This is a genomic window from Profundicola chukchiensis (assembly GCF_029664245.1).
Lineage (GTDB): Bacteria > Bacteroidota > Bacteroidia > Flavobacteriales > Weeksellaceae > Profundicola > Profundicola chukchiensis.
The window spans coordinates 328,910-344,648 of sequence record NZ_JANAIE010000002.1 but is presented as its reverse complement, the minus strand read 5'-3'; the positions used below and the strand labels follow the sequence as shown (position 1 = coordinate 344,648).

Genomic DNA, 15,739 nt, shown 5'->3' with positions numbered 1-15,739 from the left:
ATTTAAAAATTCCAAGTTAGGTTTAAAAGAAAACGTCTTGGCAATAGGTTGCTTCTATAGACGAATTTACCATAATCTGAGGTTTGTACTTGCTCGAAATTTAATTCGTTGGTTAGGTTACGCATGTTAAAACTTGCATCCCATCTTTTGCTATTTGGTTTGTATCTTATACTTGTATCTATAAACAGAAACTGTTCGTTTTTTGCTTTAGTATCGGGCAGATAGTAATCTCCTGATAGAATGAAAAACCATTTTTTGTTGGGCCTTACTATCATTTTAAAGGTATTTTTCCAAGAATTGTTGTTAATAGAACGCTGATTTTCACTTTTGGATATAGATTGATTAAAAGAAAAAGAATTCTCAAAATTAATCGGAATGTCAAATGCCGTTTTCCAAAATAATTCATGACGAAGAAATGTATTCTTATTTCTTCTTAAATCAGAATTATTGATAATATTTTTAAAATTAGATATAGAAACATTATTAGATAGTTTTAAGGTAGATTCTATAAGTGAAATATATTTAGAAATTTTTGTATCTAAATTCCAACTGCTATTATTTGTTGGTAGATAGAAATAATTGATTTGCGTTGTGTTTTCTGTAATGATAGAATTGGTAAAAAAGTTACCTTTCGATTTTTGAAACCCCAGATTAGCAGACAATTGAAACTGATTATCTAAATCATTATTAAAATATAACAGATTATATCTTTGAGTTTTTTGAAAATCTAATTTGGGGCTATTGGTAATAATAGTTCTATTATCAGTTAAAACTCGATGCAAGAAAAAATAGTTTTCTGAGCTTGTATTTTGATTAAATCCAACATTTCCAGATAAAAATGAAATAGGATTTAGGGTGTATTTAATACTAAGAGTTGGTTCAAAGATTAAATCCCCTTTATTTTCGTAGTGACTATCTAAAGGATATTGTAACTTTTGATGTGTGAAACGAATAGAGTAGGAAGGCGTTACTTGCCATTTTCCATGATTTAGATTATATACTCCTGTATTATAAATATTGGTTTGTGTGTAATTAAATTTATTTTCAGATATCAGGTCAGTTTCATTAAACAGGCGTGATTCAAAAGGAGAATTATTGTAGTTTGCACCTACAGTAAAAGTATATTTGTCATTTGATCCAGAACCTAAATAAGTTGCTTTACCTTCAACAAAAGTTTTCTTGAATTGACTTTCTTGAACATCATGTTGGGTGTTTTCATATAAAATTGAGGGTGAAATCTTTAATTTTTGAGGAGTATCATTGTACGTTTGTAAAATAGAAAGTTGTAAAGCTTTTTTGTCGGATAATTTTTTAGTCCAAAGCAAATCTTGTTTCATGTAGAAATCATCAGTTTGCAAGAATGATGAATAATCCTCTATTTTATTTTGAATTACCCTTGTTGGGGTTTCTATTTTTTCATTCTTCAATTTAAAATTATATTCTAATAATGATGTTTTAGAAGTATTGTATTTCATCTCCAAATCACCCCTATATTGTTGAGGCTTTTTGGTGATGAAAGTATTGTCTGAGGTGGTGAAGCTTTCAGTTTCTATATCAAATTGAGCTTCATGAAGTTGATTAGTAGTTATTTTATCTTGTAAATAATACAAATTGGTTTTAATACTTAGTTTCGGATTCAGTTTAAAAATAGCATTGTAATTTCCAAAAAATTGATTGTTTATATTTGACCTGTGGTCCTCTAATAAATTAGAGAACAAACTTTCTGGAATAATTTTTTCTGCAAAATAATTTTGTTCCTTTTGTTCTATATTATAACTATATCCAAAATAGTCGAACGGCGAATTATTTATTCCAATGTTATTATAAGACAGGGAAGCAAAGGATTTATAGCTTTTCGTAACGCCCACAATATTTGTACTTATCCCTTTAGCCAATGTGCCATCATTAAAAGAACCGCCTCCAATATCTATACTTCCTGAAAAATCTAATTTCCCCTTTTTTAATTTTAAATTTAAGGATACTTTCCCACCTTGTTCAATACCTTTTAAAAGTGGGTTTTCTGAATAATTATCTATGGCTTCAATTTGTTCCACCATATCAACATTTATGTTTTTAGTACCTAAAGTATAATTAAAGCCAAATAAATTATCTCCATCTAAAGTAACGGTTTCTATGGATTTTCCTTTATATTTAATTTCTCCTGTTTGATCATTAAGTTGAATGCCAGGGAGCTTTTTAATAACGTCTTGTATTTTTCTTTCACTACCGTCCTGGTATCTGGAAACGTTGTATGAAATTGTATCCTCGGAAGTAGTATACTTGGGGCGTTTGCCTTCCACAAAAACATCTTTCAATATTTGAGTTTGTACTAAAACTAAATCTAAAGTATAGGTTTTATTTTTTTTTGGAGATTTAATAAGATAAGTCGCTGGACTATATCCATTTAACATAGTCTCGATGAAAATACTATCATAGCTATGTTGTAATTCAATTTTGAACTTTCCATTTTTAGAAAAGGTATACTCAACAATCTTATTCTTTTCCTTTGCATCTTTAATGAATATAGTAGCTGACAAGTCTGACCCGTCATCACTATATGTTGAGCCCATTATAACCTGCCCATTAACATATGAAAGCATTGTTATGAATAGCCCTAAACAAGAACAAAGGCGCCAAAGCTTTATTTCCATCTATATTAGTAATTAAACTCCAAAACGCCAATACCCAAATCTTCAATAAAATCAGAAAATTCTAATCTAAATGTTCCTCCTTCATCACTTTCCTTATTTAAACTATGGAATGCCTTGAATTGTTTTTCATATCTCGCCTTCATCTCGCTTACATACTCATCGAAAGAAAAAACTCTTTCAGAAGTAAAGGGATTTTGAATTTTGGTGCTTTCTTTCTTAGTCTCAATCTTGATAGCATTCAATGAGAAATACTGATCTGTACTGGATACAGATAATATAAATCCAGGTAAACCATCAAATTTCCATGGACCACCAAGCGTGTTTAATTCAGTTGTAAAATAGGCATTATAAGTTCTGCCTCTATAATTGGTATAGGCTTTTTGACAATTGAATCCTAAAATAATTGTATCATTACCTTGAGCTAATTCCCACTTAAATTTGTTTAATTTTTCTCCAACTATAGCAATATTTGACAAAAGTAATTCTCTACTCAATATAGTATCTTCTTTATAATTTTTGTATTGAAGATCATTTAGTAAAACAGAACTTACACCAGCTTTAATATTGACATTTACAAGATTTTCTTTCTCCCATAATATTTTGGCTTTATCGTAATGTATTAATCGCAGTTCTGGTTTCCTTTCAATAGGCTGAAAAATTGATAAATTATTAGAGAGTATTAATTCATAATCTCCTTGTATAGAAAGGTCATAATTTAATCTATTTATTCGAACATCATATATTGCCTTCGTAGTTTGGGAATAGCCAAAAACCGATAAGAATATAATAATTATAACAACTTTGATTTTCATATATTTAATTTAAAAAAAACAACTTCTAAAGTATTTATCATTTACTTTTAGAAGTTGCATATCTTTATTAGTATTAAATATATCGCTAAATTCAAAAAAAAAAATTAACAAAATATTTAATGTTAAAAATATATTAAGAAATTGATTTTAACACCTCATCATCCACCAAATTAGGCATCGTCACTTTCAAATCGGGTCTGCGCTCCATTTCACGTTTAATGGCAAACAAAGCTTCGTCATTTCTTGCCCAAGCTCTTCTTGCAATTCCATTGTTCACATCATAAAATAACATCGATTTTAATCTTCTATCAGCATCTTCGGATCCGTCTAATAACATTCCAAATCCGCCATTGATAACTTCGCCCCAGCCAACGCCACCACCATTGTGAATACTTACCCAAGTGGCACCTCTAAAGCTGTCGCCAATAACGTTCTGGATTGCCATATCCGCTGTGAACCTTGATCCATCATAAATGTTACTTGTCTCACGGTATGGAGAATCAGTTCCACTCACATCATGGTGATCTCGTCCTAACACCACCGGTGCTGAAATCTCACCAGACTTAATCGCGTTGTTGAATGCTTCGGCAATTTTAGACCTTCCTTCTGCATCTGCATACAGAATTCTCGCTTGAGATCCCACAACTAATTTATTTTGAAGCGCTTCTTCAATCCACTTCATATTATCGGCCATTTGCTGCTGAATTTCTTCTGGAGCTGTCGCCTTAATTTCGCTCATAACAGCATGGGCAATTTCATCAGTTTTCTTTAAGTCTTCTGGATTTCCAGACGTACAAACCCATCTGAACGGTCCAAAACCATAATCAAAACACATCGGGCCTAAAATATCTTGAACATAGCTTGGGAATTTAAATTCCTTGCCATCTTCTCCTTTAACGTCTGCTCCTGCGCGAGAGGCTTCTAATAAAAACGCATTTCCATAATCAAAGAAATAAGTTCCTTTCTCTGCATGCTTATTAATAGATGCTGCTTGTCTTCTCAGTGATTCTTGAACCAATTCTTTGAATTTTTCTGGCTCTTCTGCGATTAATCTATTCGCTTCATCAAAAGAAACTCCCACCGGATAATATCCACCACTCCAAGGATTATGAAGAGAAGTTTGGTCTGAACCTACATGAACAAAAATATCTTCCTCCAAGAACTTTTCCCAAACATCTACAACATTCCCAATGAAGGCAATGGATACAACTTCTTGTTTTTCTTGCGCTTCACGAACACGTTTTACAAGCTCATCTATATCATCAATCAAAACATCGACCCAGCCTTGTTCGTGGCGTTTTGTTGCCGCTGCAGGATTCACTTCGGCACAAACTGTAATGCACTCCGCAATGTTTCCTGCTTTAGGTTGTGCTCCTGACATTCCACCTAAACCAGCAGTTAAAAAGATTTTCCCATTAGGAGATTCTCCTTTTTTCAACATTTTTCTAAATGCGTTCATTACGGTAATGGTCGTTCCGTGCACAATTCCTTGAGGGCCAATGTACATATAAGAACCTGCTGTCATTTGGCCATATTGAGTAACACCTAATGCATTAAACTTCTCCCAATCGTCTGGAGCTGAGTAATTAGGAATCATCATTCCATTAGTAACAACCACTCTTGGTGCGTCTTTATGAGACGGAAATAAGCCCATTGGGTGACCAGAATACATGTGCAATGTTTGATCTTCAGTCATTTCCGCCAAATACTTCATGGTCAATAAGTATTGTGCCCAGTTTTGGAATACAGCACCATTTCCACCATAGGTAATTAGCTCATCTGGATGTTGTGCCACAGCAGGATCCAAGTTGTTCTGAATCATTAACATGATAGACTTAGCTTGTTCTGATTTTCCAGGATATTCAGAAATAGGGCGAGCATACATATCATATTCCGGACGGAATCGATACATGTATATTCTACCATATTTATCTAATTCTGCTGCAAACTCTGGTGCTAATTCAGCATGCCATTCCTTAGGGAAATATCGCAAAGCATTTTCTATGGCTAATTTGCGTTCAGCTGTATTTAATATTTTTTTACGAACCGGTGCGTGTGGAACCTGTTCGTTTCTTTGTTGTGGTTGTGGTAATTCTGATGGAATTCCTTGTAATATTTGATCTTTAAAAGTCATTTTATTTTAAATTAAGAAAGGAGAAAATTATTTTCTTTTATTATAAGTTTGTCCGCTATTTAAACTTTTTCCAGCAAAAAGTTCGTCTATGGTTACCAAATGATAACCTTTTTTCTTTAAGGCTGAAATTACTTTAGGCATAGCTTCTACAGTAGATTTATGAATGTCATGCGCTAAGACAATTCCGTTGGGTTGCGCCTCGCTCATTCTTTGGGCAACTAAGGTAGCATCACGATCTTTCCAATCCAATGGATCTAAATTCCATAAAATGATAGGCATATTCGCTACCTCTTTTACCAAATTGTTAAAAGAGCCATAGGGCGGACGAAGCACGTTGGGTGCTTTACCTGTTATGCTTTTTATGGTTTGGTTGGTTTCATTGATTTGTGTTTCAATATCGGCTTTAGATAATTTCTTCAAACCTTTGTGATCCCAACTGTGATTCCCTATTTGATGACCTTCTTGAAAGGTTCGTAAAAGTGTATTCTTTTGAACTTTGGCTGATTTACCTAAAACAAAGAAAGTTGCTTTCGCATCATTTTCTTTTAATATATCCAATAATTGATTAGTGTAAACCGAAGGCCCATCATCAAATGTTAATGCTACACACGGAACCTCTCCACAGTCTACATCACTTTTAACAGGTGTAGTCTGGGTTAAATCATCATCTTCCGAAGGAACAGATTCTTCTATTTTAATATGAAATAATTCTTGATATTTATTGGAAACGAAGTTCTTGTATTCCTCTGGCGTTAATGTAACCTCAATATTTCCAAAGTTCCCTGACGCAACTTGATACTTATCGAAGTAAATAGTTAAATTACCAGATTCATCCCAAGAAAAAGCGTGATAGTTTTTCTCATCTGCGGCTGTTCCTTCTTCAATTTGTTCTTGCATATTAGACCACATGGCTTTTCGGTCATCTTCTGTCAAGTCCATGGTTTTTAGTTGATCCTTTAAAACCACTTCAGTTTTATTTCGAATAAGTTTTACAACATTTTTAAACTCACTTTCTGAGGAAAATAAGTTAGAAAATTTGATTAATTGCTTTGACTCAAGATCGTAGATGTGTGTAAAGTATTGAACATCATAGTTATTCCCATAAGAAGTATAACGTTCAATTAAAAAGCCTAAAAAGCGATTACTTTGCTCTACAACTTCAAAGTGTTGTCCAAAACTCACTCTAGAAACCGCGTCTTCACCATGATTTTTAGAAACCTCCTTGAATTCATCATAATAAGTTTGAATGAACTTTTCTTCCTCCTTATTGATAAAATCATAAATCGTATTTGGATAAGATCCATGAAAACGATTCTTGATTTCCTCTCCTTCAGAACCAACCTGTATCGTTTTTACTTGAATACTATCGGTTAGGTTTTCTGATGATTGAATAACAGAAGTTTCTTCAACTGAATTCTCAGTTCCCTGCTGATTATTCGCATTTTTACAGCCAATAACGGATCCGATTAATAAAAGCGTGATGAGTGTTTTTTTCATGTAATTATGAAAGTTTCAATGGTTTTTTAATTCTACTTAATTAAGTACACTTTCGCCCTTCACATAAACTGCAGAAGGTATAAGACGCCCTTGCTGATAGGTGATTTCTTGATAGTTATCGGTGTCAAAAATGGCAAAATTAGCTTCGAATCCTTTATCTATTTGCCCAATTTTATCTTCTCTTAAGGCATAAGCTGCTCTACTTGTGATTCCAGCGAAAACCTCCGCATTACTTAACTTTTGAAAAGTTGCAATAATAGATGCTTGAGATAATAAATTTCCTTGAGGTCCAGAACCTGGATTCCAGTCCGAGGCAATAGAAACACAAGCGCCAGCATCTAATAAAGCTCTAGCAGGGGTGAAGGCACACCCAAGACCTAATGTAGCTCCAGGTAAGGCTGTTGCTACGGTATCTGAATTAGCTAACATTTCAACTTCTTTTTGAGTACTCGCTTCAAGGTGGTCTGCACTTACAGCACCAATTTTAATGGCAACTTCTGAACCTCCCGTAGAGAATTGATCGGCGTGAACCGTAATATCAAATCCCATTTCTTTAGCCTTCTGGAAGTAAGGAATTGTAACCGCTTCGTCAAAAGCTTCTTCCTCTATAAAAGCGTCCATTCGTTTTGCTAAATTTTCTTCAATTAAAACAGGGAATAACTCTTCCTGCATTAATTTTAAATATTCCGCATGGTTTCCTTCAAAATCCTTAGGTAGCGTATGGGCAGCCAAACAAGTAGGAATCAAAGTTTGTTTCGTTCGCTTGTTGGCTTCTTTTATAGCTCTTAGCATTTTCAGCTCTTCCTCGACGGTTAATCCATAGCCACTTTTCACCTCAACAGTCGTAATCCCAAGTGCTAATAATTCATTCGCTCTGTCAACGATTCCTTGAGTTAACTCTTCTTGAGTCGCTTTTCTTGTCTGAACTACCGTACTCCAAATTCCACCGCCCTCTCTTGCGATATCCATATAAGATTTACCAGCATTTCTCATCGCAAAATCCATGGCGCGCGTACCGCCAAAGCAGATGTGGGTGTGGCTATCAATTAAACCTGGAATGGCAACTTTATTTCCTTCAAGTTTTTCAACTTTAGCATCAGGATAATCTTGAATCAATTGATCGTAGTCGCCAACTTTCTCAATATTTCCATCCGCATTAATGCAAATTCCAGCATTTTTAATGATGTCTAATTGCTCGTCTTGCAAACTTCCTTTTAGAGGTAAGTTTTGCATGCTCAATAATTGTGTAAATGGGCCTACTATCTTCATTTATTTAATTCTAAATTCTTTTAATTCGTCTTTCTTAATGATATCAATCGCTTTATTTATTGCCTCAGAGAAAATCTCATCTTGAGTAAAGAATGGAATACTTTCTCTCACTTTAGCATGAACTTTTTCTATTGTTTCAGATGATTTAAGTGGTCTAGCAAAGTCTAAAGCTTGACAAGCTGTTAGTAATTCAATAGCTTGAATTTTCTCTAAATTATCTAAGATTTGATTTAATTTTCTACCTGAAATACTTCCCATACTAACGTGGTCTTCCTGTCCCATACTCGTTGGTACAGAATCTCCAGAAGGAGGGAATAACAATGATTTATTCTCCGTTACCAAAGCTGCGGTTGTATATTGAAGAATCATGAAACCTGAATTTAATCCAGTTTCTTTCAATAATAATTTAGGTAAACCAACTTTTTCGCCTTCTAAACTTAAATAAACTCTTCTGTCGGCGATATTTCCTAATTCTGCCACAGCGATAGAAGCATAATCTAACACCATTGCAAGAGGCTGACCGTGGAAGTTTCCTCCAGAAATAGCATCTCCATCTAGCGTAATGATTGGATTATCGGTAACTGAGTTTAATTCTATTTCTGTTAATTCTTTTAAGTGTTTCCAAGCATTGCGGCTAGCACCATGTACTTGAGGCATACATCTCAATGAATATGGATCTTGTACTCTGTCACAATCGACATGTGAAGCTGGAATTTCAGAACCTTTTAAATATTTTCTAATGTTTTTAGCAACAGTTTTTGTGCCTTTGAATGGACGAATGGTGTGTAATTCTTTTCTGAATGGACTTACAGAACCTTTTAAAGCATCAAGCATTAAAGATCCGATTAAGTCTGCATTTTCTAAAGCATTTTTCATTCTATAAACACCTAAAACTGCATGAGCAAGAATGAATTGCGTTCCATTGATTAGGGCTAAACCTTCTTTTGCACCTAAATCGATAGGCTCAAGATTTAATTCTTTATAAACATCTTCAGTCGTGCGTGTTTCACCTTTGTATTTAACATTTCCTAAACCAATAAGTGGTAAAAATAAATGAGATAATGGAGCTAAATCTCCAGATGCTCCAACAGAACCTTGCTCTGGGACAACCGGTAAGATGTCGTTTTCAAATAAAAACTTAATTCTTTCTATGGTTGCAAGTTGAATTCCAGAATAACCACGAGATAATGCGTGCATCTTGGTTAGAAGCATTAAGCGTACTAAATCATCAGAAAGTGAATTTCCAACGCCTACCGCATGACTTTTTAGAATGTTTTCTTGAAGTTTTTTAGTCTCTTCAGCTGAAATTTTAACTGTACATAAAGGACCAAACCCTGTGTTTACACCATAAACAGTTTGATTTGAAGAAACTATATTATTAACGCGTTCTGTAGACGCTTCAATATTTTTAATCGCTTTTTTGGATAAGCTTACTTTTGTTTTATTTTGTATGATAGACATGCATTTGTCTACCGTCAATTTTGATTCACCTAAGAGAAATTCTGATGTCATATGTTCTTATTTGATTAAGTCTTGAAAGATACAATTTTGATTAGATTTATTAAAATTGAATATTTTTAATGTAGTTTTGTTAGTATGGAAAAACATACCGAAAATCAGCAAGTTAGTGATTGCTGTCATGAGCATAATCATGGTGGGTTTTTAGGCGAAAACACAGAATTGTATTTTGCGATTGCTGCAGGTGTTTTCTTTTTTGCAGGATTGGTCTTTGAGCACTTACTAGATCTAAATGAATGGTTTGCCAAGGGAAGTTTTATTATTTCCTTATTGTTTGGAGGGTTTTATACTGCCAAAGAAGCCATAGAGAAAACAAGTAAAGGTGAGTTCGAAATTGACTTCTTGATGCTTGCAGCCGCAGTTGGAGCTGTCTATATAGATAGATGGGGAGAAGCGGCACTGTTATTATTCTTATTCAGTTTAGGGCATGCTTTAGAGCATTATGCCATGAATAGAGCACGAAAGAATATTAAATCTTTAGGAGAATTAAGTCCTAAGGTAGCTTTCTTAAAAGTAAATGGTGATGTGGTAGAAACGCCAATTGAGGATTTGAAAATTGGTGATGTAATTTTGGTGAAACCTAACTCAAAAATTGCCGCTGATGGAGTGGTGATAGAAGGTTCTTCAAGTGTGAATCAAGCTAACATTACGGGTGAAAGTATGCCAGTGGATAAAGAAGCATTTACTGGAGATGTTGGTAATAAGAAATTCGAAGATTTTGATAGTTTAAATAGGGTTTATACTGGAAGTATCAATGGTGATCGTGCGCTAGAGATTCAAGTTTTGAAGCTAAGTACAGACAGTGCGATTGCTAGAATGATTTCATTAGTGAGCGAAGTAGAGGGGAATAAATCTCCAACACAATTATTAACTAAGAAATTTGAGAAATGGTACGTGCCATCTGTAATTGTTGTTATCTTCTTATTATGTTTTGCCTTCTTGGTATTAGATGAAACTTATGAGGAGAGTTTATATAGAGCGATTACGGTATTGGTTGCGGCAAGTCCTTGTGCGTTAGCGATTTCTACGCCAAGTGCTGTGTTGAGTGGAGTAGCGCGAGCCGCTAGAGGAGGAGTTCTGATTAAAGGCGGAAGAGCTTTAGAGAATTTAGGAAATCTGAGAACTATAGCCTTTGACAAGACCGGTACTTTAACTGAAGGAAAACCGAAATTAACTTCTATTGTTGCCTTGAATAATTTTGACTTAACAGAGTTAAAACAAATGGTTCTTGGTGTAGAAGGTTTGAGTAATCACCCTTTGGCAAGGTCAATTGCTAAAGCATTAGAAGAGGAGCATAAGGTTAGAAATGAAAAAAGCGTTGCAGATTTAGAGTCAATTCAAGGAATGGGAATTACCGCGCAATATGATAATCGTACGGTATTTATTGGAAATGAAAGATTGATGCAGGAAAACCGAATTATGGTTTCGGCGCAAATCAAAGATAAAATGCAAGAACTCCTTTCGAATGGGGAGACAGCTATGTTGGTAGCTTATAATAATCTTTTGGTTGGTTTGATTAGTGTGATGGACTTACCAAGAGATACAGCCAAATCAACTTTAAAAGAACTTAAGAAAATTGGTATTGAAAACATGGTGATGTTGACAGGAGATCATCAAAATGTTGGAGATAATATTGCAAAACAAATTGGTTTAACGGAGGCCAAAGGTGGCTTAATGCCTGAAGATAAAGTAGCAGCGATTAAAGAACTGATGGCGAAATATGAAAAAGTAGCTATGATTGGTGATGGTGTAAACGATGCGCCTGCAATGGCTACTGCTACAGTGGGCGTAGCCATGGGAGCTGCTGGTAGTGATGTGGCTTTGGAAACTGCAGATGTTGCTTTGATGTCAGATAAAATTGAACGTTTACCTTTCTTAATTGGTTTGAGTAGAGCATCCAAACGAATTATCCATCAAAATATTTGGATAAGTATGGGAATGGTTGCGATTCTGGTTCCTTTAACTTTATTTGGAATTGCGTCTATTGGTCCAGCGGTAATTTTTCACGAAGGTTCTACACTTTTGGTGGTGTTGAATGCATTAAGATTATTAGCTTATAAAGAAAAATAAAATTGTATTATCTGATTCAATTATGAATAAAAAATCCCGAAACATTAAGTTTCGGGATTTATATTTTGTGCTAATTTCGGTTTTAGAAATTCTGTTTGACAGCATATTTATCGTAGAAGGCTTTAATGTGACCAACTGCGTCTTCAGCTGTATCTACCAACCTAAATAACTTTAAGTCTTCTTCTTTGATTTTCCCTTCTTCTAGTAAAGTTGCTTTCATCCAATCGATAAGTCCACCCCAATATTCAGAGCCTACTAATACGATTGGGAAACGACCGATTTTGTCTGTTTGAATTAAGGTTAAAGCCTCAAATAATTCATCTAAGGTTCCAAATCCACCTGGTAAAGCGATAAATCCTTGAGCATATTTTACTAACATTACTTTTCGTACGAAAAAATAATCGAAAGTGTGACTTAAGTTAAAGTCGATATAATCATTGTTTCCGGCTTCAAAAGGTAGGGTGATCCCTAAACCAACAGATTTTCCACCACCACGATTGGCTCCTTTGTTAGCTGCTTCCATGATGCCTGGACCTCCACCTGTAATGACACCAAAACCAACTTTGGTGATTCCGTAAGCAATTTCTTCGGCTAACTCATAGTATTTGTGGCTTGATTGTGTTCTAGCAGAGCCAAAAATAGAAACGCAAGGACCTAATCTAGCCATGCTTTCAAAACCAGCGACAAATTCGCTCATGATTTTAAAAACGGCCCAAGAATCATTTATTTTAACTTCATTCCAATCTTTTTGCTGGAACTTCTCTACTAATCTAGGATCTTGTTTATTCATTTTTTAGGTAATTTTATGGGTTCATTTTCAGAAAAAGGAATCACGTGTACAAAGTGATGAAACTGAAGAAATGTTTTCAATAGCACATCGTGTCTGCCGTTGGATACTAAGTCAACTCGGATATTTTCACGAATCTCGTCATTTTCTATTTGATTATAGAATGTATAGTAACCATAACCAGCTGTTTTTTCATCAATAATCTCTATAAAAGACTTTTCGTTTTTCTCTCTTCCTTTGTCAATTAAGATTAAGTTTTTATGCTTTAACTTAATTCCTTCTCTAATCTTTTTAAGTTGTTCTTTGATAGGAGTTTCACTAGATATTTTAAGCTTTCTATAAAGCTGTTCAATCGTTTTGAATCCTTTTCTTTTATTATTAAACAAAAGCAGAGCCTTGTCTTTAGTTACATGAGTTGGCAAAATCTGCAATTCATTCTTTTCTAAATCTGCATATAAACCATAGCTCATATGTTTAGGCTTAGGTTTTAATAAATTCTTTAGCCCGTCACTTTCGTTGTATTCCTTAAATAAAGCGATTAAGAAACTTCCGGTTAATTCAAAATTCACATGTTCTACCATGGTTTGAATTCTCTTTTCCGTCTTTTTGGTAGATGTAAATACTTCGTTTACATCTTGTTTAATGTTTTTGGACGCAGCGAGGTGAATAATTTCTTTGTTTTCGTCTAAACAATAATAAACTCCCGTTTTGGCTGGTAACTGTTCTTCTAATTTAATCAGTTTAGAAATTTGTTGGCGCGTATGGGTGTTGTGAATTGCAAAAGAATTAATGATGTTTTTATCCTTGTCTTTTTCCAATAGAAGTTTAAACAAATCTAAAGTAGCTCGTGTATCACCTTCGGCTGTGTGTCTAGACCGCATTGGGATTCCGAGCGCTTTACAAAGTTTCCCCAAAGAATGAGATTCCATTTCGGGGAGAAGTTTTTGACTTAAATCTAAACTATCTAGAGTCTTTCTTTGATAATCATATCCAAGTTCTTTAAACTCCTGTCTAAGCATTCTATAATCGAAATCAACACCATGTCCAACGAGAACACAGTCTTCTGTGATTTCAATAATACGTTTGGCTAGTTCATGAAACTTTGGAGCTGATCTTACCATTTTTTCCGTAATACCAGTTAGTTTCTGAACGTAGAAATCTATTGACCTTTGAGGATTAACCATAGATCCAAATTGGTCTTCTACTTCAACTCCATTAAATCTATAAATATAAATATCTATGATTTTTTCTGTGCCTACTTGTCCGCCGGTGGCTTCTATGTCGAGTATTGCGTACTCCACTATCTTCTTCGTGTTTTTTTAACTCCTAAAACACCTAAAATACTTCTAGATATTTCTCGAGTTAATGTTCTTCCCATGTCTCTAGCAAAAGGACTGTTGATCACAGATTCAAAGAAACCTTCCTCGTCCTTTTTGCTTCGTCTACTTGGTGTTGGTTTGTTTTCTTCTTCAGCTTTTAAATCTGCTGATTTTTCAATTTTTTCAGTGAGTAACTCATAGGCAGACTCTCGGTTGATGTCTTTTTCATATTTGGTCATTAAGTCAGAATCTCTAAGTAATTGATCAATTTCTGCTTGAGACAAGACATCCATTCTAGATTGTGGAGCAACCAAATGTGTATAAACTAAAGGAGTCGGAATACCTTTTTCATTAAGGGCCGTAATAAAAGCTTCTCCAATACCTAGTTGGGTGATTAACTGATCGGCATCATAGAATTTGGTGATAGGGTAATTCTCTACTGCTTTTTTAATTTCTTTTCTGTCTTTGGCAGTGAAACCACGCAAAGCATGTTGAATCTTTAAACCTAACTGACTTAAAACCGACTCTGGTACATCACCTGGAATTTGCGTAATAAAATACACACCAACTCCTTTGGATCGGATTAGTTTAACAACGGTTTCAATTTGGTTTAACAATGTTTTTGATGCCTCTTGGAAAACAAGATGAGCTTCGTCTATAAATAGACATAGTTTAGGTTTTCCAGCATCACCTTCTTCTGGCAAGGTAGCATAAATCTCTGCTAACAAGCTTAGCATAAAGGTGGAGAATAATGCAGGTTTATCTTGAATATCAACTAAACGCACAATATTAACAATCCCTTTTCCGTCTTTGGTGCGTAATAAATCTTCTACGTCAAAAGAAGGTTCACCAAAGAATCTCTCAGCCCCTTGTTGCTCTAAGGCAACTATTTTTCTAAGAATAGCTCCAACTGAGGCACTCGAAACACTTCCGTATTCTTTTTTGAAAGTTTCTTTACCCTCGTCATGGTCTTTAATGTAAGATAAAACTTTCTTAAGGTCGTCTAGGTCTACTAAAGGCAAGGCATGATCATCACAGAATTTAAAAATTACAGAAATTACACTTTCTTGCGTGTCGTTCAGAGATAAAATTTTACTTAATAAAATAGGTCCAAACTCTGTAACAGTAGCTCTTAAGCGAACACCTTTTTCCTCACTTAGACTCATCAATTCAACCGGAAATCCAGTAGCTTGGTAAGGAATATCAAGCAAATTCATCCTTTCGATGATGTGTTTGCTACTTGGGTCACCTGGTTTGGCAATACCACTCAAATCACCTTTAACGTCCATTACTAAAGATGGAATTCCGTGATTAGATAGTTGCTCACAAAAAATCTGTAAAGTTTTGGTTTTACCTGTACCTGTTGCGCCCGCAATCAAGCCATGACGGTTCAAGGTTTTAAGGGGAATATTAACTGCCGCTTCTGGTAGTACCTCGTTATTAAATTTACCTTTACCTAGAGTAATGTATTCACCCTTTGGCGTGTAACCTTCGTTTATTGTTTTTACAAATTCTTGTGAATCTATCATGAATGTATAAGGTTTAAAAATTAAAATGTATCGCTTGATTTATGATTAAAAATCAAGTAGATAATAATTAATTTTATTTAAAATGTAAATTTACTAAAATCTCATCAACCAAAAGAATCTATTTAGTGGGAGCTGATTCTTTGTCTTAAATTT

The 15,739-nt window shown here is 34.5% G+C and carries 10 protein-coding genes; 1 reads left to right on the top strand and 9 read right to left on the bottom strand.

Translation table 11 applies throughout. The features are described from left to right. Positions 1 to 2 precede the first annotated feature (2 nt). The 6 genes from NLM59_RS03790 to hutH form a co-directional block, all read right to left on the bottom strand. Positions 3 to 2,600 carry a TonB-dependent receptor gene (locus NLM59_RS03790; RefSeq protein ID WP_304416413.1) on the bottom strand — a complete coding sequence of 866 codons (2,598 nt, stop codon included), beginning with the start codon at positions 2,598 to 2,600 and terminating at the stop codon, positions 3 to 5. Positions 2,601 to 2,656: 56 nt separating this feature from the next. After that, positions 2,657 to 3,463, bottom strand: coding sequence for a GLPGLI family protein (locus NLM59_RS03785; protein ID WP_304416412.1), 807 nt, complete (start codon positions 3,461 to 3,463; stop codon positions 2,657 to 2,659). A 133-nt stretch (positions 3,464 to 3,596) separates the two neighbouring features. Beyond that, positions 3,597 to 5,597 carry a urocanate hydratase gene (locus NLM59_RS03780; RefSeq protein WP_304416411.1) on the bottom strand — a complete coding sequence of 667 codons (2,001 nt, stop codon included), beginning with the start codon at positions 5,595 to 5,597 and terminating at the stop codon, positions 3,597 to 3,599. A gap of 27 nt (positions 5,598 to 5,624) precedes the next feature. Continuing rightward, on the bottom strand, positions 5,625 to 7,094 hold the full coding sequence (locus tag NLM59_RS03775; RefSeq protein WP_304416410.1) for a polysaccharide deacetylase family protein: 1,470 nt from the start codon (positions 7,092 to 7,094) through the stop codon (positions 5,625 to 5,627). A gap of 36 nt (positions 7,095 to 7,130) precedes the next feature. Then, complete coding sequence (hutI, locus tag NLM59_RS03770) at positions 7,131 to 8,363, bottom strand: imidazolonepropionase (RefSeq protein WP_304416409.1); 1,233 nt, start codon at positions 8,361 to 8,363, stop codon at positions 7,131 to 7,133. Further along, positions 8,364 to 9,875 carry a histidine ammonia-lyase gene (hutH, locus tag NLM59_RS03765; RefSeq protein ID WP_304416408.1) on the bottom strand — a complete coding sequence of 504 codons (1,512 nt, stop codon included), beginning with the start codon at positions 9,873 to 9,875 and terminating at the stop codon, positions 8,364 to 8,366. Positions 9,876 to 9,959: 84 nt separating this feature from the next. Between hutH and NLM59_RS03760 the strand changes: the two genes are divergently transcribed. Next, positions 9,960 to 11,951, top strand: a complete 1,992-nt coding sequence (locus NLM59_RS03760; protein WP_304416407.1) for a heavy metal translocating P-type ATPase — start codon at positions 9,960 to 9,962, stop codon at positions 11,949 to 11,951. A gap of 82 nt (positions 11,952 to 12,033) precedes the next feature. Here NLM59_RS03760 and NLM59_RS03755 read toward each other — a convergent pair whose 3' ends face one another. The 3 genes from NLM59_RS03755 to NLM59_RS03745 are packed head-to-tail and all read right to left on the bottom strand — an operon-like array spanning position 12,034 to position 15,586. Continuing rightward, positions 12,034 to 12,741 (bottom strand): LOG family protein, encoded by a 708-nt coding sequence (locus tag NLM59_RS03755; protein ID WP_304416406.1) that lies wholly within the window; start codon positions 12,739 to 12,741, stop codon positions 12,034 to 12,036. Further along, positions 12,738 to 14,039 (bottom strand): exonuclease domain-containing protein, encoded by a 1,302-nt coding sequence (locus NLM59_RS03750; protein WP_304416405.1) that lies wholly within the window; start codon positions 14,037 to 14,039, stop codon positions 12,738 to 12,740. Before NLM59_RS03750 ends, NLM59_RS03755 begins: the two co-directional genes overlap by 4 nt. Then, positions 14,039 to 15,586 carry a helicase HerA-like domain-containing protein gene (locus NLM59_RS03745; protein WP_304416404.1) on the bottom strand — a complete coding sequence of 516 codons (1,548 nt, stop codon included), beginning with the start codon at positions 15,584 to 15,586 and terminating at the stop codon, positions 14,039 to 14,041. The genes NLM59_RS03750 and NLM59_RS03745 overlap by 1 nt, the downstream gene beginning before the upstream one ends. Between the last annotated feature and the right edge of the window lie 153 nt (positions 15,587 to 15,739).